The organism is Roseateles sp. (assembly GCF_047654805.1).
GTDB lineage: Bacteria > Pseudomonadota > Gammaproteobacteria > Burkholderiales > Burkholderiaceae_C > Pelomonas.
Genome location: NZ_JASGIV010000001.1, coordinates 454,433 through 474,303, shown reverse-complemented (window position 1 = coordinate 474,303; position 19,871 = coordinate 454,433). Strand labels below are relative to the sequence as shown.

Genomic DNA, 19,871 nt, shown 5'->3' with positions numbered 1-19,871 from the left:
CCGTACGGGACTCATGCGTGCAGCCCCTGGTAGACGCGGTCCAGTTCGGCCAGCACCGTGTCGGTCGCATAGCAGGCACGCACGCGCGCAGTGGCCCCGGCGCCCAGCGTCGCGCGCAGTTGGGCATCCTGCCCGAGCCGCAGCAGTGCGTCGGCCAGTTGCTGCGGCTGGCCCGGCTCCACCAGCAGGCCGTCCACGCCGTCGCGCACGGCCTGCGGGATACCGCCCACCGGCGTGGCCAGTACCGCCTTGCCGCGGGCCATGGCCTCCAGCATGGCCATCGGCAGGCCCTCGTCGTAGGAAGGCAGCACGAAGATCTCTGCCTCGGCCAGCTCACGCTCCTTGTCGGCACCACGCACCCAGCCCAGCAGCGTGACCACGCCGTCCAGGCCCTCACGGGCGATGGCCTTGCGCACGGCTTCCAGGTCGCCGTCTCCGCCCACGTGCAAGTGCAACTGGGGCAAATGCGCACGCGCCTGGCCCAGCGCCGCGAGCAGGTCGAACATGCCCTTGCGCCTGTCCGCGCGGCCCATGAACAGTACGCGGCCCGGCACCGGTGGCCCTATGGGCGCCGGCGCCGGGAAGGTCACCGGGTTGGCCAGCACCGACACATGCGCCTCCGGCACGATGGACAGCAGGAAGTCGCGCCAAGCCTCGGACAGGGCCAGCACCCGCGTACTGCTGCGCAGCGAGTGGCGGATCCAGCGCTGGCGCCACGCCGGCGAGCCGGCGTAGAACTTCTGGAACTCGGCACCATGCAGGTGAAAGACGGTGGGCACGCCGAAGCCCCTCGCCAGTGCCAGCAGCAGCGACTTGCGCGCGAAGCTGCCGTAGCTGGCCACCTGGGCGTGCAACACGCTCACGCGCCGTGCGAGCAGGGCCCCCAGCAGTTGCAGGAGCGCCCATGGGAACAGCAGGGCGCGCGCCAGCGCCGAGCCGGCCCTGTGGCTCACCAGATAGTGCACGCCATGGCGCGCCATCCATCCCTGCTGCGCATAGACGCTGACGACCGCCGCGATACCGCCCTGGCCGGCCGGGTCGGTACCGACCATCCAAGGTCGCCGGCCGCTCATGCCTGCACCAGGCTCACGACCAGCTTGCGCTTGCCATTGGCGGCCGGCGGGATGTCGTCCACCTCCACGAGTTCCACGTCGAAGAAGCTGCCCCAGCGCTTGAGCTGGGCATCCAGGACAAAGGCTCGCTGCACCTCGCTCAGCGGTGCCTCGCGAGGCACAACGGCGATGCGGATGGCACCCGGTCGCTCCTGCTGCACCTGGTACAGGCGCACAAAGTCCCAGGTCACCTCGTCGATGACGATGGACAGGCCCGGCATCCTGGCCCCGTTGCGGTCCACCAGGAACTCCTGGGCACGCCCTTCCAGGCGCTCGCAGACACCTTGCTCGTCGATGCGGCCGAAATCGCGCGTGGCGTAGCGGATCAGCGGCATCACGTCGTTCCACAGCGAGGTGCCCACGATCTCCGGCAGCCCCTGCCAGTCGCGGTTCTCGTTGACGCCATACAGGGCATCGAAGCGGTACCTGAGCGGCCGCCCCGGCTCGTAGCGCGCAAAAGCAATGTTGGTCCGCTCGGTCAGGCCGTAGTTGACGATGATGGGCACGCCAAAGGCCGCATGCGTGGTGGCCAGTTGCGCCGCGGTGGCGGGCTCCGAAGCCAGCACCACGCCGCGCAGGGCGTCCAGCCCACAGTCCTCGGGTCGCATGCCCTGCAACAGCTCGGCCAGTGCGGCAGCGAGGCTGGGATAGGCATGGATGCATTGCGGCCGGAACTCGCGCAGCGCCGCGACGATGGCGCCGCGGTGCTGCTCGTTCACGTGATACGGCGACAGCATCAGCCGGTTGCCCACCACGCGGCAGGGCGGCTCATGCGCCTGCGCGCGGGCATCGGCGCCGATGCGCAGCAGCCTGGCCTTGTCGAAGCTGAAGCCCGCAGGGGCCCAGTGAAAGGTGAAGAAGGCACGTTCGATGTCGGCTAGGCGCTTGTTGCGCCACAACCCTATGCCTTCGCCACTGGAGCCTCCGCTGGTGGCGTAGTGCATCAGCGGGCTCTTGAAGCGCTCGTCCAGGAAGCGGTTCTGCGCTGCCATCACCTCGGCCTTCTCCAGCACGGGGAAGCGCTGCAGCAGCTCCATCGCCGGAGCCTGCGCCAGCTCGGCATCGGGCACTTTGATCGTGTCGCGGTAGTGCGGCACATGGCGAAGCGCACCAGTCAGCAGAGTGCGCAGCTTGGCATCCACCCAGGCAGCACGCTCCTGCGGCTGCGCGGCAAAGCGCCGCTCCAACGCCAGGATCTCGAAGTGCTGTGGGTGGTACAGCAGCCGCGAGGGGACGAACCGACGCCAGCGCAGGTAGGCTTTCTCGAACGAATCCGGCCAGGCCATCAGGCGTTCACCGCGGCCACGAAGCCGGCTCCATCCAGGCCCTCGAAACCGAGGTCATCCAGCGTGCGGCTCTCGGCCGCGAAATCGCGGTCCAACAAGCCGGAGGCAATCTCGATCAGCGCGCGCGTCATCGGCGTGGCCAACCCCAGCCGTTCGCCAAGACTCACCATCAGGCCCAGCCCCATGGGCACGTCTTCCGTGATGTAGCGGGTCTGCAGGTCCAGCGGGCCCTTGGGTCCGCCCTCCCGGGCGTACTTGCGCAGCACCTCGATGGCGGGCATGGACAGGTCCTGCTCGTTGCGAAACTTGAAGGACTCCAGGCAGGGCTCGGGCTTGGCACCGCAGGCTTGCAGGATCGCCATCTTCTCTGCATCCAGCTTGTCCAGCAGCCGCAACGTGCCCGGCGTGAAACCTTCCCGGTACATCCAGAACTCGCCACCGGAATGCTCGATGCGGCTGGCCGACAGCAGCGTACCTACCGTATGGACGATCAGGTTGGGGTTGTGCAGCGCAGACTCCACCACGTTGGTGCGTGTGGCCATGTAGCGCGGCGTGAGTTGCTGCGCCAGCTTCAGGCCTTCTTCGGAGCGCGAACGCGGCAGGAAGGCCAGCGCATTGCGCGTGTTCTCCCACAGCACCTGCACGCAGCCCGGCTCGACGATGCGAGCGTCGAACGGCAGGCTCTCACCTTCCGCGACCAGCACGCCAGGATCACTCAGGTGCTTGCGAAAATAGGCGCTGCCCATGTAGCCCGGGCTGGTGATGAGCAGCTGCCCGGCGCGCAGATGCGGCGCGATGCGCGCAGCGAGCGCCGGCTGCTGCGTCGACTGCACCGCCACGAAGACGATCTGCGGATCGAAGGCCAGCGCAGCCTCGAGGTCGCGAGTCACCAGCGCGAAGGGTTGGAAGCGCGGCGCCAGCACCTTGCCCGGTCCATCGATCCAGTTCATGCCCTGGCGGGCGAGCACGACCTCGAAATTCGCGTCGTGCAATGCATGCGACGTCTTCAGCAGCGCCACCTCGTGCCCGCGGGCCGAGAACACCGACGCATGCGCACAACCCGCATTGCCGGCCCCAACGATCAACACCTTCATTTCATCTGCTCCTGCTGCTGGCCAGCGGACGGGCACAGGCTTTCGTACACCGACGCGACCTGACGCGCCAGTACGCTGTAGTCCCTATGCTGCCGCACCCAGGCCTTGCCTGCACTCCCCATCTTCCGTGCCATGGGGGGATTGCTCAGCAGACGCATGCTCGCATGTGCGAACGCCTCGATATCCATGGGAACGCAGATGCCGCCCCCACTTTGTGTAAGCACCAGTTGCTGATCGGGAATGTCGTTACCAACGCATGGAACGCCTAGGGCCAGGTACTCCACGGCCTTCGTTGGCGAGGAGACGTCGAACAGGACGCCACGCGGCACGGGCGACCACGCCAGCTCGGCACAGGCCAGCCAGCGCAAGGCCTCGGCCTGGGGTAACCATCCCGTCAGATGCACATGTTCGGCCAGACCGCTATCGGCTATGCGCGCTCGCAGCCACAGACGCTCCTCGGCGCTGGGCGCGTCGCCCAGCAGCAGCAGCATCGCGGCCGGCTCCAGCTCGCGCAGCAGGCGCAGGCTGTCGAGCAGGAACTCCGGATCGCGCGCGCGGCCCAACGTGCCCAGGTAAGCCACCACCCGTCGTCCGCTCCATTGCGCTGGTCGTTCATCCAACGGCGCCACCGAAGACAGCAACGACACATCCACGCCCATAGGCACGGCACTCATGCGCTCGCGCGGCACACCGCGCGCCGCCATGTGTTCCAGCATGGCCTCGCTCTGCACGAAGAGATGCGTGGCATGCGGCACGACGTGTTGATAGAACAGCCATGCGGCAACTCGGGCCTTCAGGCGATGTAGCAGCAGCAAGGGCGGCGAAGCGCTGCCACGAAGTTGCTCTGCACGGACCGCAAAACCCTCAGCCATCGGGAAGGACATCCAGAAGACGAAGGGCCTGCCGCGCAACCGGCACATGAGGCTCGCTATCCAGCCCGTGCGGATCTTGTCGCGCACCTGCACCAGCGAATGGCTCTTGTCGAGCCGCCAGAACATGGCAAGGTCACGCACGGGGCGCAGCATCTCGCCTAGCAGGCCCGGACGGAGCCTGCCGTGCACCCACATCCGGCCAGCAGTCCAGGGGGCAGCGGCCTCCTTGCCACTCTGGCCCAGCAAGTCGCTTTGCACGCCGAACCGCGGCAGCTCGCGGCCAAACAATACCGCCACGTCCGGCCGGAACGGTGGCAGCGTGTCGCGCATCAGGAACAGCAGTCGCATTGGCAGCGCCCCCTAACGCGCCAGCAGCTTCTGGTGGCGCAGCAACAGCGCGACGGCAGTGACCCACCAGCGATGTCCAGCCATGGCCTCGTGGGCATGACTCAAGTGCGTCCAGGCCTGCGCGTACCGGCCGGCACGGCCTAGCCGCCTCGCCAGCGTGATCTCCATCTCGGCCGCAAGGCGCAGCGAATCGCGCACCAGCGCAGGGCGCATGCCGCCCGAACGGGCCCGCTCGCGCAGGCGCTGCCAAACAGGAAGGAGCATGAGATTGCGGTACGCCCCGGTCAGGCTGTCGGCCAGGCCGACTCGGTACACAACGATGGCCACGCTAGTGCAGACGATGCCGCCTTGCTCGGCCAGGCGCAGCCACAGGTCGAGATCCTCCCCCATGGACTCGCCTTCCGGGAACCATGTCTCCAGTGACGAGAGGTGATCAAGTCGGATCGCAATCGAACTCGAAGAGAACGGCAGGCCCGCTTTCAGGAATGCAGCCGGGAGGTTGTCGACCTGCCGGACGGGTAGCGGACTCGGCAGGGCCGTCCAGCAAAGACGCTCGATCTCGCCGTTCACATGCGAAAGCCGCAGCTCACGTCCTCCCAGCACCTTGGCATCCGGGTGCTGGCCGAGCATCTCGCGATAGGCCTTCAGTGCCTCGGGGTGCAAAAGGTCGTCAGCGTCCAGCAACACCACCCAGGCGCCACGGGCCTCACGAATGCCGCGATTGCGCGCCCTTGAGACGCCGCCATTGGGCTGCTGGATCAGCCGGATGCGAGCATCGCCCAGCGCGACGACCCTGGAGGGGCCTTCATCGGTAGAACCGTCATCGACAACAACGACCTCATAGTCGGCATCGGTCTGCGCGAGCACCGAGCTAACCGTGTCTTCGATGAAGTCCTGCTTGTTGTAAAGCGGGATGACGACGGACCAGAGCGGCTTGTCCACTTACGCCTGACTCTTCTTGTCAGGCCGCGCCGGGGAGCGAGAGGCCGCACCGGCCACCGCGATCATCAGCAGTGCAGGCATCAGAGCTTCGCTGGCGAAGCTCTGAAAATTGAATGGCACCTCGCTGATACAGCGCAGCAGCACGACAGTCGCCAGACCAGCGACAAACCCGTTCAACGCGGCGAAGTTGGCAAAGATCTGACGAAGCAGCGCCACCATGAACACTGTGAAACCCAGCAAGCCGACGATGCCCGCGGAGGCGAGGACGTTGAGCACCTGATTGTGTGCATGGAACACATTCATGCCGATCTGGAACTGGAACAGCGGATCCCAGATCGTCGGCCCGTAGCCAAACCAGGGATCGTTGAGGAAGGTCTGCCAGGCCGCAGCCCAGATTTCACCGCGGCCCGTGAAGTTCATGATGTCTCGGCCCGCCCGGGTGTCCAGGAAACGCGCCAACTTGGCATCCAGCACGCCCGAAGCCAGCACCAGGATCACCGCCAGCAAGCCCAGCGCGGCCATCACGAGCCACGCCTGTACCGCCAAGCGATATCGCGGATCCCCCAACCACTGGCTCCAGCGGCCACGCCAACGCACCAGCCAGATCACCGTAAAGCAGGCCATGGCCGCCAGCCAGGCCGTCTTCGACTGTGTCAGCAGCAGGCTCATCAGCGCCACGCCCCAGGCAAACAGGTTGACCGCCCGCAGCCTGAAGGGGAAGCAGGACAGGCAGATCATGAACAGCAGCGTCAACGGGCCCATCTGATTCGGTCCGACAGCCAGTCCCGAATAGCGCCAGGGAAATGCCGTCACCAAACCGCCGATGTAGGGTTCCAGCACCATGTTCCGCTTGACCCCCAACATCACGAGTCCCGCAAGGCAGAACACGAACATGGCATTGCGTGCCACCCGGATGGCCGTCTTAGCACCCTCCTCCGTCGTGACGAAAGCTCCCAGGCCGATAAGCAGCCAGTAGAAATACTCGTGGGAAATGGCCGGCCGCGCACCGAAGGCCGCCGGCAATCCCACGGTACATACCCAGCAGATGGCAAACGTGAGCATCAGTGAGACGGGAACCGCGTGGCGGCGCTGGTTGAACAGGAGATTCGCCACTCGTTCGACGGCCGCCGCCAGCAGAAAAAGACTGATGCCACGCTGCAGCCAGTTGACGGCCGCGGAGGAGTTCTGCTTGGCTGCGGCACCCACAAGGCCGAGCTCAAGATTGCGCATGGACAGGATGGGATCCAGCAGGATCACGAGCATCAGCGGCGCGAAGAAGTAAATCAGGAAACCTTCCGGATGCCGATGACCTGCATGCAGGACCATGCCGGTGACCATGACGGCGCCAAAAGCCAGCAGGAATGCCGCAAGAAGGTAGGCGCCGTAGACGAAGGCAATATCCATACGCAGGCCCTGAAATTCAAGAGTGAGGGGTCGCCCAGACACGGCCAAAGACCGCTCCCTTGGGCATGAAACGCTTCAGCAAGCTCAAGGCCGGACGCCCCAGCAGACCGGGCCAGACCAGCACCAGCAGCAGCCATGGCAGCAGGCACGCTGCAGCCTTGAGCACGCCGAGGAGCCATACCTGCTCGATGCACGGAGCCAGCAGCGCCTGAACCATCAGCCCTGGCAGCGCAACGGCGGCGCAGACTGCCACGGCACGCAGAACGAGCTGCCACACAGAGGACAGCGGCAAGGGCAAGGCCCGTCCAGCCGGTACGGCGGCAGCGGCATAACGCAGCAGGAACAACACCCCGGCAGAGGCGGCCATGTACTCGATGCTCTGCGAAGCAGCCCACAGCATGACGACCAGTCCCAGCAACAGCAGGGGCAACTGCAGCAGCGACTCCATGTGCTTGCGCCCTGTGTTCCAGAGCACCGGTGTACTGAGGGCCCAACCCAGATAGGCGGGCATGGCCAGGGCCAGCCACATGAACACGGGACCGCTGCTGTTCCAGGCTTTGCCGTAGAGCACCTGGATCAGCTGCTCCCCGCTGACGGCCAGCAGCACGAACAGCGGCGCCAACACGATCCAGATGAAGCTCTGCACCTCCAGATAGGCCTTGGCCATGCGGGGCAGGTCGTCCTGCAGCCGCGCCCCGGAGGCCAAGAACGCCGGTTGAAGCGCCGAGATCAGCAAGCCGTTGGGCACCGTCGCCAGGTTGTAGCCCACCGCGTAATGGCCCGCGGCCTGCGTGCCCGCCACACGGCCGAGGATCAACCGATCCATGTTGGTAAGCGCCCAGTTGCAGACGTTCGTGACCAGCACCGTCGCACCGACGTCGACGAACTCGCGCGGCCGTTCGATGCGCAACTTGGGGCGCCATGCGTGCGGCCGGACACGCCAGGACAACAGCGCGCCCAGCAGTGCCTGCACCACCCAGGCGGCCACCAGAGCCCATACCCCAGCCCCCAGGGCAGCAGCCGGCAGGCCCACGACGCCATAGGCCAGCGTGTAGCTCAGCAACTGGACCTTGGCCAAGTCCTTGAACCGCATCTCGCGCCGCAGGAGATTGCTGGCCGTGGAAGCCATGCCATTGAGTACACAGGTCAGCGCCAGCCAGCGCACCACATCGACCAGCCGAGGATCGTGCAGGAAACTGGCGATCAATGGGGCCGCCCCGACCAGGGCCAGCGTGCCGAATAGGCCCGACAGCGTCTGCCACGTGGAGACGAAGCGAACCTGCTCGTCGGTGATGTCCTGGCGCTGCATCAGGCTCCAGCCCAGGCCGAAGTCCGAGAAGAGCGTGGCCAGCATCAGCACAAGCGTGCAGAGCGCGAACAAGCCGTAGCTGTCCGGGCCGAGCAGGCGCGCGATGACGACGTTGACGGCCAACTGCAGCACGAACTTGGCTGCCGTGGAGATCACGCCCCACTTGGCAGCAGTCACGCTCTTGTTGACCAAATCCCCGCTCATCCTGAGTCTTGTCCTGTGTGAGCCTTGCCCGGATGCAGCTCGTCAGCAGCTCCGGCATGACGGGCCTACCTGCCAAATACCCGCTGGCTGGCTTGAGAGGTCAGGGATCGCGCCAGGTCGTTGATGTACTGCTGCTGCAGGTCGAACGCACGGCGGGTGTCTGAATCGATCGAGGAGACGCGCACCAGCATGCCGTCCGGAATCACGCCTCGCAGGCCGTAGCGCAGCTGCGCCAGCTTCTGCTCGGAGGACGACACGACGGCACTGTCGCCTACCACCACCCAATAGGTGATCGGTTCGAAGCGCTGCTCCAGCTTGGATTCCAGATGGCGCACCTTGAGCGGCTCGTGGCCCGGCAGATCGACGTGACCGATCTTGTTGGAAAGGATCTGGAAGCCCTGAGCCGGATAGCAGACCTCCGGCCGGTGGATACGCGTGCCGTCGGACTGGTCGCCGCCGTAGGCGACCGACAGCATGACGCGCTGGCCACGATCATTGACGTACGTGCGGCTGAGCACCTGGTTGTAGATCGCGTCCAGGCGCGCCTGCACGTCCGGCGCGGGCAGGATGACGGGCACGTTGGCGTCGATGCGCCAGTTGCCGAACTGCCTGGGGAACAGGGACTCGAGATCGGGCTTGCCGACCTTGTCGGCCAGGTGCTCGGTCGGCGTCATGTAGCGCGCCGCGCCGCTGGATGCGAGCATCAGCACCGTCATCAGACCCACGACGACCCGATTGAACCTCATGACTTCCCTTGCCGATTGCCTGGCCAGAACAGGTTGAGCAACTTGTCCACGACCACCATGATCATCAGCGCGACCAGGAACAGCACCATGCCCGCGAAGCCATGAACAAAGCCTTGGCCCGCCGCGTCGCCGAAGTGGTAGGTCACGAGCACCAGCACCATCACGCGGACGATGTTGGCGACGAAGGAGATGGGCACCAACAGCAGAGCCAGCGTGATGTTGCGGCCGGCCGAGGTGTAGTTCATCAGCTTCATGTAGAGCATGCCCAGCGCCTCGAGCGTGAACATGGAGTTCAGGCCAGCGCAGGCGTCGGCCACCAGCAACTGGTATTGGCCCACCGTGAGGATGACGCCGGCCCGGCCGACCGGGTAGCCGCCCCAGTACAGCAGGCTGGACGCCACTGCCGACACGGCCGACTTCAGCGGCGTCGTGACGGCGGTCACCAGCACCTCGGGAAGAGGCACCATGAAGATCAGGAAGAACAGCGGGAACCAGATCAGCTTCAACCCGCGCCAGCCCAGCAAGAGCAGCGTGCCGCCGGCCAGCAGGAAGATCTGCGAGGACACCTCGAACAGGTAGATCGACTGCGAGCGCCCGAAGGCGTAGAGCGCCAGCGCGAGCAGGAACACAGACGCGCCGGCCCAATAGGCCGGGCGCGGCGTCAACGCCAGCAGGGCGTTGCGCTGCTGGTACAGCAACCACAGGGCGACCGCCAGGATGATGGGTCCATGGCCCTGCTCGTCACTGGCCCAGACCGTGCGGGACAGCTCGTAGTAGGTTGGCAGGTACAGGGCCGCGAAGCCCAGCAGCAACAGGCCCAGCAGGCCCTTGTCCTCGCGCGTCAGCGTCGACATGGTCTCCCTCGCTACAACGCCGGCCCGATCCGCCAAAGACCTGTCCATCACCCTGCGCTGCCGTTCACGATCAATACTCGTTCAGCACCACACCGGCGTTCTTGATCGAGGCCTGGGCCATCCCTTCGACCAGCGCACGCATGGTGTCGAGCTTGGCTTCGTTCTTGCGCGCCACGCAAAGTGCAGCCCCACAGCGAGCGGCGATCACCAGCGAGTCGGCGCCCAACTCGGCGGCCGGCGTGTCGACGACCACATAGTCGAACTTGGAGGTGAGTTCCGCAAGCAGGAGGCCAAAGGCCGGGCGCTCGATCAGCTCCAGCGGATTCGGCGGCGTGATGCCGACAGGCAGCACGAAAAGCCCGGGAATCGCCCGGATCTGCTGGATCGGCTGACCTTCTGCGCGGCCCGCCAGGATGCCGGACAGCCCGGATGCATTTGGAACGCCGAACACCTCATGCTGGCGCGGAGCGCGCATGTCCGCATCGACCAGCAAGGTGCGCCCGCCCAACTGCGCCAGAGTGACCGCCAGGTTGGCGGCAAAGAAAGTCTTGCCATCCCCCCGGCTCGGCCCGACGACGGCGAGCGCTTGTCCCGACGCCTTGGGCTCGTTGAACACCCGCATCGTGACCTGGCTACGCACCGCCCGGAAGACCTCCGCCTGCGGCGAGAAGGGCTGGTTCAGCGCGACGAGCTCTGGGTTCTGGTGACGTGAGTCCTCAGGTGCGTACGGATAGTGGAACTGCTGGGCCAGCGCGAACAGCACGTCATCGGCATTGGCAAAGCCCAGTGCGATGGCGGCCTCGCCGAAGCGGACGTTGTTCTCGCGCTGGTAGTTCAGCACGCGCGTCACCTGATCGACCGACAGATCACGCGCTTCAGCAATGATGGCGCCGATCGAGCGGTCCCGTACTTCCTTGCCCGCCATGGACTGCCCGGCGTTTGCTTCGATCATGTTGAATCCTTCTGGCTTCTCGGAACTTGGTGCGCTCGGTTCACTTTGCGGGTTGGGGAAGCTGCCCAATGACGCGGCGCTGCGCGTCGATGGTCGCCAGACGCCCCTTCTTGACCGACCCCGGCTTGGGCAGCACGCCGATGACCGGAACACCAAGCCCCACCACCAGGTCGTCGACGGTGCGAATGCGCCGATCGGCAAGTTCCCGGATGAAGGCCACGAGAACAGCCAGCAGCGTACCGACGAAGACAGCCACGGCCAGGTTCAAGAGAAGTCGGGGCGAGGTAGGCTCCACCGGCGGTACGGCCTGCGACAGCACGGAGACGTTGCTCTGGGTCGCCAGGCTCTCCAGCGTCGTCTGGTTCAGGCGCTGCATGATCAGGTCATAGGTGCGCTGGGCGTTCTCGACGTCACGGGCAAAGACGGCACCTTCATCGCGCACGGCCTTCATCTGCAACACCTTGGTGCGCTGCGCTTCCAGTTGGGCCTTGATCTCCCCGGCGCGCTGCTGGTTGATGTTGTTGGCAATACCCAGGGAACTAGAGACCTTGGCTGTCTCGGCATCGATCTTGACCTTGAGCTCGGCGAGGTTCGCCCGCGCCTCGATCACCTGGGGGTTCTTCTCACCCAGCTTCGACCCCAGTTCCTGCAGCTTGGCCTCCAGGCGTGCCTGGTCGGCCTTGAGGCTGGCGATCAGCGGGTTGTTCAGCACTTCCTGCATGCGGTCGGCGCCATTGCCGCGCGCGGCGGCCTGGCGGCTGACAGAGTCGGAGGCCAACGACTGCAGGCCCACGTACTGCGAGGACAGCTCGTTCAAGCGCGCGTTCTCGACGTCGATGCGCTCATCCGTCGCGACGATGCCCTTCTCCCTCTGGAACTCGGACAGCTTGGTCTGAGCCTTTTCCAGCATGTCGCGAGCATCCTTGGCGCGCTGGTCGAAGAAGGACGAGTACACCCGCGCCGGATCCGTGCGCATCTCGATGTTGGTTTCGAGATAGGCCTGCACGAAGGCGTTGGCCAGTGCGGCGGCAAACCTCGGGTCCGGGGCCTTGTAGGTGATCGTGATGACGTTGGACTCGCGCGAAGGCTTCACATCCATGCTCTTCTGGAACACCGTGCTGAGCCATTGCTCGATACTGCCTTCGCCGTTGGTCGCGTTCTGCCACTGCTCACGGATCTGCGGGCTCTCCGTCAGCTTGAGGTTGCGCACGACCTTGAAAGCGACCCGGTCGCTGTTGATCACGTCGATCTGCGTCGCGATCACACCAGGATTCAGGCCGCCCGGATACAGCACGGCCGAGATGGGATCAGGCTTGTTCGAATCGACGACGACAGAGGCGGCGGCCGTGTAGCTCTTGGTCCAGAGCAGGCTGGCGACCAGGGCGGCTACGACGATACCCAGGAAGACGCCGAGCGCCAGCTTGTAGCGCGCGCGCAAGATGGCCAGGAATTGCACAAAATTCATCGCTGGATCCCCGAAATCAGAACAGGCTTTCCTTGACGTAGACCACGTCGCCTTCCTTGAGCGCGTCGTCCATGCCTGGCTGCACCACCTGTACCTTGCCATCGGTCGACTTGCGATGTACGCGGATGCCACGCTCGGTGCCGCGCTGGTTCAGGCCACCGCCGGAAGCGAGGGCCTGCATCAGTGTCATGCCACGCTCCAGCCGCATCGGGCCGGGACGCTGCACCTCGCCATAGATGTAGACCAGCGGCGCGCGGTCGACCCAGAGCACGTCGCCGTTCTGGATCAACACGTCGCTGGCTCGACCGGCGTCGGCATTGGGGCTGAAGACGCTGGGCAGGTCGATTTCCATGCGGAATGGCTTGCCGGCACGCGTGCCACTGAGCACGAGGATGTCCGCGCCGGTGGTAGCCACGCCACCGGCATTGGCCAGCAGGTCGGTCATGCGCATGTCGGTCGTCTCGATCGGATAGCGCCCCGGGCGGTTGACCTGGCCCAGCACGCTGGCCTGGTTGCCCTTGACCTGCAGCAGGATCAGAGTGACCTGAGGCGCTTTCACGAAGCCGCCGTTCTTCAGGCCGTCGGCGATGAGCTTCTCCGCGGCGCTGACTCCCAGGCCGCCGATGCGCACGCTGCCCAGCAGCGGATAGCTGATGACGCCCGTCTCGGAGACCCGGGTCTCAAGCGTCAGGTCGGCATTCTGGTAGACGACGACGCGGACGACGTCGCCCGCACCCAGGCGGTACTCGGCGGCCGCCGCGGCCGGCGCTGCCGACGCCCCGGCCTGGGCCTGTGCGCCGATGGCGCAAAGGCCCAGCGCTGCGGCCAGAAGCAGTTCTTTGGTACGCATCATTTCAGGCCCATGCCCTTGGAAATGGCATCGTGATCGAGGCCGCTGGCGGCGGGCGCGGGAGCCTCGGAGGCCGAAGGCTGCACGGGTGCGGCAGGCGCGGGCTGCGCGAACTTGCCGACGTATTCGATCTTGGAACTGTCACGCAGCGCCTTGATGTCCTTCTGCACGGCCTCGGCCTTGCGCTGGTTCAACAGGAAGGCCTCGATGGCGGGACGCGCACGCGCCTCGTCCACGGGCTGGCTGCGCGAACCGACGAGGAACAGCACCGTCAGCCCGGCGGGGCTGGGGCTGACCATGGAGTCGCCGTCCTTCATCCGGGAGATGGCGTCCACGCTGGCCAGCGGCAGCTGCTCGGCAGCGCGCACGGCCTGGTTGCCGTTGAAGCGCAGCTCGGCCGACTTGAGGTACTCCGCAAACTCATTGAGGCTCTTGGACGCGGCCAGCTTGGCACGGATGGCCTCGAATTGCTCGGGCTTGGCCTCGATCTGCAGCTCCTGCAGGCTGTAGATGCGACGCTCCTTGAACAGGGCCGGCTTGTCGTTGTAGTACTTGGTGATGTCTTCGCTGCTGGGCTTGGCGACGCCCTCGCCGATGCGCTCGGCATAGGCGCGGGCGACGATCTCGCGCTTGGCAGCCTCGATCTGCTGCACGACGCGAGGGTCGCGGTCGAGCTTGAGCTCCTGGCCTTTTTGCACCGCGAGTTCCTGGTCGACCAGACGCTCCAGCACCTGGCGGCTGGCGGCCTCGGCCTGCTCGGGCTTGAGGCCGGGCTGGCGCTGAAGCACGAAGTTGATCTGGTGGACGGTGATCTCTTCCTTGTTGACCTTGGCGGCCGTCTGGGACGCCTTGTCACCTTTGTCACCCCCGCAGGCGGCCAGCATCGCCGCGGCCGCCACGGCGACCAGCAACTGGGAGGCACGGGGATGAATCAGTCGGTTAGCCATCTGACGAGGGTCCTTGTTATGCATGGGAAGGGCCTCCTGCCCCAAGTAAGCAAACGAGTGTAGCGGCGCGATATGTCGCTTCCGTGGGCCGCGCGACCCCATTACTGGCTTCGTGAGCGGTACGCGGTTAGAGCAGTTTCAAGCCAAGAGTTCCCTAGCCCCCACATTCATGGGGGATGGGCCCAATCGGCCAGGATAGCGCCGCCCCGGCGCGATCCGCGGGGCACCCGGGAGGCTGTTAACCCTAGGCCGGCGCTAGCACTTGATGCCGGCGTGTAGCGCGACGATGCCGGCGCTGAGGTTGTGCACGTCCACATGGCCGAAGCCGGCCGTCTTCATCATGGCCTTGAGCGTGGCCTGGTCGGGGTGCATGCGGATGGACTCGGCCAGATAGCGATAGCTCTCGGCATCTCCGGCGAACAGCGAGCCCAGCTTGGGCAGGATGTTGAAGGAATACCAGTCGTAGGGCTTGCGCAGCGGCTCGGCGATGCGGGAGAACTCCAGCACCAGCAGCCGGCCGCCGGGCTTGAGCACTCGGCACATCTCGGCCAGCGCCTGGTCCTTGTGCGTCATGTTGCGCAAGCCGAAGGCAACGCTCACCAGATCGAAGCTCTCGCTCTTGAAGGGCAGCTTCTCGGCGTCGGCCAGGCTGGTGGGCAGTATCAGGCCCTCGTCCAGCAGCCGGTCGCGGCCCTGGCGCAGCATGGCTTCGTTGATGTCGGTGTGCACGACGACGCCGGTCTCGCCCACCTTGCGCGCGAAGGCGCGCGACAGGTCACCGGTGCCGCCGGCGATGTCCAGCGCGCGCTCGCCCGGCTTGAGGTTGGCCACCTGCACGGTGTAGGCCTTCCAGGCCCGGTGCAGGCCGGCCGACATCAGGTCGTTCATCAGGTCGTACTTGGACGCGACGGAGTCGAAGACGCCGCGCACCTTGCCGGCCTTCTCGTTCTCGTCGACCTGCTGGAAACCGAAATGAGTCTGCGTCATGGAATTCAATGCGAGTGGCAGGAGCCGCCAGCCTTGGCCGGCATGGCGTCGTCGCGGCCCTTGCCGGCAGCCGCGAGGCGGGCCTCGTAGTCGCGCCACAGCGCATCCTGCTGGCTGCCGAGCTTGTAGAGGTAGTCCCAGGAGAACAGGCCGCTGGCATGGCCGTCCGAGAACTCGGGCCGCACGGCGTAGTGGCCCACGGGCTCCAGGCCGGTAATGAGGACATCGCGCTTGCCGGTCTGCAGCACCTCCTGGCCCGGGCCGTGGCCCATGACCTCGGCCGAGGGGCTGTACACGCGCATCAGCTCGAAGGGGATGCGGAAACGCGCGCCATCGTCGAAGGCGATCTCCAGCACCCGGGACTGCTGGTGGACGGTGAGCTCAGTGGGCGAAGCCATGCCGCAAGTGTCCCTCAGAACGACTGATAGGCCGGCAGCCGGCCGTCCCTGGGCCGCACCTGCGTGAAGCGTGCCGCCAGCCGGGACTGCACGCTCACCGGTAGCGGCGCGAAGCCGGAGCCACGGGTCAGGTCATCGCCGTGCATGAAGCACCAGTACAGGAACTTCAGCGTCCCCTGGACCTTGTCCGCCTCGCCAGGCTCGGCGTCGACGAGAACGAAGCTGGTCATCGTGATGGGCCAGGCGTCGGCGCCGGGACGATCAAGCAGCGTGGCAAGGTCGTCGCCCCGGCGATGCATGTCACTCTCCAGCACCGCGGCGCTGAAGCCGCGCTCGGACGGCGCAACGAAATGGCCGGCAGCATTGCGCAGCTTCACAGCGGCAAGCTTGTCGCGCAGCACACGGTCGTAGGAGACGTAGGCCACCGCGCCCGGCGTGGCCCGCAGCATCTGCACCATGCCGTCGTTGCCCTCAGCCCTCAACGGCTCTCCTGGCCAGGCCGGCGCCTGGCCGGAGCCCACCTCGGCCTTGAACGCGGCGGAGGCGCCGGCCAGGTAGCGGCTGAAGCCGTCACTGGTGCCGGACTTCTCGGCACGCACCACGCGCTTGACGGGCAGCGCCGGCAGCGCGACACCGGGGTTCAGCGCGGCGACGCGCGCGTCGTTCCAGACCTTGATGCGGCCCATGAAGATGTCGGCCAGCACATCCCCATCGAGACGCAGCGGCGCGCCCAACCCGGGCAGGTTGACCACCGGCACCACGCCGCCCACCAGCATGGGGATCTGCACCAACCGGGCCTTGGCCAGCTCGGCGGCGGGCAGCGGCGCGTCGGTGCCGCCGAAATCGACCTGTCGGGCCGTGATCTGCTTGATGCCATCCCCCGAACCCGTGCCCTTGTAGACGACGGCGCCGCCACCGGCCTTGGCAAAGGCTCGGGCCCAGGTGTCGTAGACCTTGGACGGGAAGGTGGCGCCCTGGCCCGCCACCGGCTGGGCCAGGGCGGATGCACACAGCAGCATCGGAGCAAGGAAGACCAGGGTCAGGCGCTTGAAGGCGTGCATGTCCAGGGGCAACGATCTTGGTGAAAACCCGCAATCATGCCCTGTGTCTTCCGACGCCGCGCCCGGGGGAGCGGTCTAATCCCTTCTTTGCCCGCTTCCGCCCCCCATGACCCGATTCCCCCGCCATCGCCTGGCCACCGCCGCTGCGGCCACCCTGCTGGGCCTGTCCGCCACCGTCCACGCCCTCGACCTGGGCGGCCTGTCCAAGGACGTCGCACCCTGTGACGACTTCTACGCCTTCGTCAACGGCAACTGGGAGGCCGCCACCGAGCTGCCGGCCAGCCGGGCCCGCATCGGCAGCTTCGAGCAGCTGCGCCAGAACAACGACGCGCTGCTGGAGAAGGCGCTGAAGGACCTGGCCGACAAGCCCGCGCTGCAGACGACGCCTGGCCTCAAGCTTGTCGCCGCCTATTACTCCAGCGGCATGGACGAGGCCGCGATCGAGGCGCGCGGCATCAGCTCGATCACGCCGCTGCTGAACCGAATCGACGGCCTGCAGCGCCGCGAGGACCTGCCGGCACTGATAGCGCTGCTCAACCGCAGCAGCGTCGGCGCACCTCTGGGCTGGGGCGTGCAGCCTGACCGCAAGGACACGCGTCGCAACGTGCTGAGCCTGGGGGCTTCGGGCCTGGGCCTGCCGGACCGCGACGACTACTTCCGCACCGACGAGCGCACCCGCACCGTCACCGCCGCATACCGCGCGTTCGCGCAGGCCGTACTGGCTGCAGCTGGCCGCCCCGCCACCGACGCCGAGATGGATGCGCTGATGGCCTTCGAGACGCAGTTGGCCGAAGCCACGCGGGAGCGCGCCAAGATGCGCGACCCCAACGCAAGCTACAACCCGATGAGCCCGGCCGAGCTGGCGGCTGCCGCGCCCGGTTTCGACTGGAGCGCCTACCTCGCCGTGCTGACGGCCGGCGCCAAGCTGCCGCAGCGCTTCATCGTCAGCCAGCCCGAGTTCGCCACCCGGGTGGCCAAGCTGGCCGCAGACACGCCGCTGGAAGTGTGGCGTCGCTACCTGACGGTGCGCACGCTGGATGCCACCGCGTCGCGCCTGCCCAAGGCCTTCGCAACGGCCGCCTTCGAGTACCGCGGCAAGACCATCACCGGCCTGCAGGCCCCGGCGCCGCGCAGCGAGGATGTCATCCTGCAGATCGGCGGGCGCACCGGCAGCGAGCCCATGGGACTGGCGCTGGGCGAGCTGTTCGTCGCGCGCGCGTTCTCGCCCGAGGCACAAAAGCGTGCCGTGCAGCTCGTCGACGACGTGCGCGCCAGCATGAAGGCCCGCATCGAGAAGCTGGACTGGATGACCCCGGGCACCAAGGCCAAGGCGCTGGAGAAGCTGGCCAACATGCAGTCCAAGATCGGCGCGCCCGAAAAGTGGCCGCAGTACGAGGGCCTGCAGTTGGCCGGCAACGACTACGCCGGCAACTGGCTCAAGGTGGCTCTGTGGAACAGCGGCCAGCAGGTCAAGGACCTGGATGCGCCGGTGGAGCGCGGCCGCTGGCGCATGGCGCCGTACATCGTCAACGCTCAGGCCGGCGGCCTCAACGAGATCACCTTCCCGGCCGGCATCCTCCAGCCGCCGTTCTTCGACGCCAAGGCCGATGACGCCAGCAACTACGGCGGCATCGGCATGGTCATCGGCCACGAGATCACACACCACTTCGACGACAGCGGCCGCAACTTCGACGCCAGCGGCTCGCTGACCGACTGGTGGACGCCTGCTGACGCCGCCGGCTACAAGGCGCGCGCCGACAAGGTGGCCGAGCGCTACAGCGCGATCTCGCCGCTGCCGGGTTATCACATCAACGGCCGCCTGACGCTGGGCGAGAACATCTCCGACATGTCGGGCCTGCCCATCGCCTACGAGGGTCTGCAGCGCGCGCTCAAGCGCAGCGGCGGCGCCGACAAGAAGATTGACGGCTACACGCCCGCGCAGCGCTTCTTCCTCAGCAACGCGCTGGTGTGGCGCAACAAGGTGCGCACCGAGTTCCTGATCAACCAGATCCGTACCGACTCGCACTCGCCGGCCAAGTACCGCGTGCTGACACCCATGAGCAACTCGGCCTACTTCGCGCAGGCGTTCAGCTGCAAGCCGGGCAGCGCGATGGTGGCCAGCGACCCGCTCACCGTCTGGTGACATGTCCAGGGCCTGCGGTCGACGGGAGTCGGCCGCAGGCCCTGCGCGCGACGCGCAGCATTCAATCGCAGCAGCCCGCGAACCGTCGCTCGCATCCCGCATTTCATCGCTTCTGGTCGGGGCGTCCATCCGCAGGCGCCTAGCGTGAGGACAGGTCAACGCATACCGCGCCGGCCCGTCTTCAGACCCACCAGGAGCCTGTCATGTCCCTCCTCTCACACCGCGCCCGGCGCGCGTCGGAGCGCGCTCGCCCGCTCGCCAGCCTGACCAGCGCCGCCGCACTGATCCTTGGCGCCGCCCCAGTGCTGGCGCAGTCGAGCGACTTCGGCCGTGTCGAAATCAGCGGGCTGCCCGTCGAGCTACCGGCACGCCACGACGTGCTGTCAAGCTGCACGCAAGTCGAACCCTGGCTGCAGCAGGAACTGACGCACACATGGTGGCGCGAGCGGGAGTACGGCAGCGTCGACGTTCGCTTCGTCGTCACCAACGGCAAGGTCACGGCCGTCAACACGCGCAGCGGCCTGTCGTTCCGGGCGATGCGCGACGTGCGACGTGCCGTCGGCGGACTCGAGTGTCCCGGCGCTCGAGACGGCACCAGCCTCTACAGGATGCAGGTCATCTTCGCCGACCCGGACAGCAGCCTCGGCGCCACACCCGGTGCAGCCCGGCCCCGTATCGCGCTGGTCGAGATGCGCTGAGCAATGAAGGAAGTCATGCTGGCCAGCGCTTGCGCTGCGCCGGCCCATGACGAGCGGCATCCCCTCAGTCAAACGCGCGATGGCGACGCACTGCAATTCAACCGGGGTTTTCAGCGTGTCGTCGCACGACAGCGGCAACTCATCGCTTGCGGCTTGGGACAGCCCCCTGGGCCGCCTAGCCTGTGAACAGGTCGACGCG

The 19,871-nt window shown here is 66.6% G+C and carries 18 protein-coding genes; 2 read left to right on the top strand and 16 right to left on the bottom strand.

Going from position 1 to position 19,871, the window contains the following annotated elements:
• Positions 1-11: 11 nt before the first annotated feature.
• From QM732_RS02210 to pstS, 16 genes are all read right to left on the bottom strand, one after another.
• The gene (locus tag QM732_RS02210; RefSeq protein ID WP_415654581.1) at positions 12-1,073 is read right to left on the bottom strand and encodes a glycosyltransferase; all 1,062 of its coding nucleotides are present in this window, start codon (positions 1,071-1,073) and stop codon (positions 12-14) included.
• Positions 1,070-2,398: a hypothetical protein gene (locus QM732_RS02205; RefSeq protein WP_415654580.1), complete on the bottom strand. Its 1,329-nt coding sequence runs from the start codon at positions 2,396-2,398 to the stop codon at positions 1,070-1,072. Before QM732_RS02205 ends, QM732_RS02210 begins: the two co-directional genes overlap by 4 nt.
• Positions 2,398-3,492 (bottom strand): NAD/NADP octopine/nopaline dehydrogenase family protein, encoded by a 1,095-nt coding sequence (locus tag QM732_RS02200; protein ID WP_415654579.1) that lies wholly within the window; start codon positions 3,490-3,492, stop codon positions 2,398-2,400. The genes QM732_RS02205 and QM732_RS02200 overlap by 1 nt, the downstream gene beginning before the upstream one ends.
• The gene (locus QM732_RS02195; RefSeq protein ID WP_415654578.1) at positions 3,489-4,694 is read right to left on the bottom strand and encodes a glycosyltransferase; all 1,206 of its coding nucleotides are present in this window, start codon (positions 4,692-4,694) and stop codon (positions 3,489-3,491) included. The genes QM732_RS02200 and QM732_RS02195 overlap by 4 nt, the downstream gene beginning before the upstream one ends.
• Before the next feature lie 30 nt (positions 4,695-4,724).
• Positions 4,725-5,654: a glycosyltransferase family 2 protein gene (locus QM732_RS02190; protein ID WP_415654577.1), complete on the bottom strand. Its 930-nt coding sequence runs from the start codon at positions 5,652-5,654 to the stop codon at positions 4,725-4,727.
• Positions 5,655-7,058 (bottom strand): O-antigen ligase family protein, encoded by a 1,404-nt coding sequence (locus QM732_RS02185; RefSeq protein ID WP_415654576.1) that lies wholly within the window; start codon positions 7,056-7,058, stop codon positions 5,655-5,657.
• A gap of 16 nt (positions 7,059-7,074) precedes the next feature.
• The gene (locus QM732_RS02180) at positions 7,075-8,571 is read right to left on the bottom strand and encodes a lipopolysaccharide biosynthesis protein (RefSeq protein WP_415654575.1); all 1,497 of its coding nucleotides are present in this window, start codon (positions 8,569-8,571) and stop codon (positions 7,075-7,077) included.
• A 65-nt stretch (positions 8,572-8,636) separates the two neighbouring features.
• Positions 8,637-9,317 carry an exosortase-associated protein EpsI, B-type gene (epsI, locus tag QM732_RS02175; protein WP_415654574.1) on the bottom strand — a complete coding sequence of 227 codons (681 nt, stop codon included), beginning with the start codon at positions 9,315-9,317 and terminating at the stop codon, positions 8,637-8,639.
• A complete protein-coding gene (gene xrtB, locus QM732_RS02170; RefSeq protein WP_415654573.1) occupies positions 9,314-10,171 on the bottom strand; it encodes an exosortase B in 858 nt (285 codons plus the stop codon). Before xrtB ends, epsI begins: the two co-directional genes overlap by 4 nt.
• Positions 10,172-10,241: 70 nt before the next feature.
• Entirely contained in the window at positions 10,242-11,123 is an 882-nt protein-coding gene (locus QM732_RS02165; RefSeq protein ID WP_415654572.1) for a polysaccharide biosynthesis tyrosine autokinase, read from the bottom strand.
• A gap of 40 nt (positions 11,124-11,163) precedes the next feature.
• On the bottom strand, positions 11,164-12,588 hold the full coding sequence (gene epsF / locus QM732_RS02160) for a chain length determinant protein EpsF (RefSeq protein WP_415654571.1): 1,425 nt from the start codon (positions 12,586-12,588) through the stop codon (positions 11,164-11,166).
• Positions 12,589-12,604: 16 nt separating this feature from the next.
• A complete protein-coding gene (gene epsE, locus QM732_RS02155; RefSeq protein ID WP_415654570.1) occupies positions 12,605-13,441 on the bottom strand; it encodes a polysaccharide export protein EpsE in 837 nt (278 codons plus the stop codon).
• Positions 13,438-14,385 carry an EpsD family peptidyl-prolyl cis-trans isomerase gene (locus tag QM732_RS02150; RefSeq protein ID WP_415654569.1) on the bottom strand — a complete coding sequence of 316 codons (948 nt, stop codon included), beginning with the start codon at positions 14,383-14,385 and terminating at the stop codon, positions 13,438-13,440. The genes epsE and QM732_RS02150 overlap by 4 nt, the downstream gene beginning before the upstream one ends.
• 255 nt (positions 14,386-14,640) lie before the next feature.
• A complete protein-coding gene (ubiE, locus tag QM732_RS02145; protein ID WP_415654568.1) occupies positions 14,641-15,372 on the bottom strand; it encodes a bifunctional demethylmenaquinone methyltransferase/2-methoxy-6-polyprenyl-1,4-benzoquinol methylase UbiE in 732 nt (243 codons plus the stop codon).
• 5 nt (positions 15,373-15,377) lie between these two features.
• Positions 15,378-15,770 carry a gamma-butyrobetaine hydroxylase-like domain-containing protein gene (locus tag QM732_RS02140; RefSeq protein ID WP_415654567.1) on the bottom strand — a complete coding sequence of 131 codons (393 nt, stop codon included), beginning with the start codon at positions 15,768-15,770 and terminating at the stop codon, positions 15,378-15,380.
• 14 nt (positions 15,771-15,784) lie between these two features.
• A complete protein-coding gene (pstS, locus tag QM732_RS02135) occupies positions 15,785-16,831 on the bottom strand; it encodes a phosphate ABC transporter substrate-binding protein PstS (protein WP_415654566.1) in 1,047 nt (348 codons plus the stop codon).
• Positions 16,832-16,937: 106 nt separating this feature from the next.
• On the opposite strand from pstS, the gene QM732_RS02130 reads away from it, so the two are divergent.
• Positions 16,938-18,974 (top strand): M13 family metallopeptidase, encoded by a 2,037-nt coding sequence (locus QM732_RS02130; protein ID WP_415654565.1) that lies wholly within the window; start codon positions 16,938-16,940, stop codon positions 18,972-18,974.
• 203 nt (positions 18,975-19,177) lie between these two features.
• A complete protein-coding gene (locus QM732_RS02125) occupies positions 19,178-19,672 on the top strand; it encodes a hypothetical protein (RefSeq protein WP_415654564.1) in 495 nt (164 codons plus the stop codon).
• Positions 19,673-19,871: the final 199 nt, after the last annotated feature.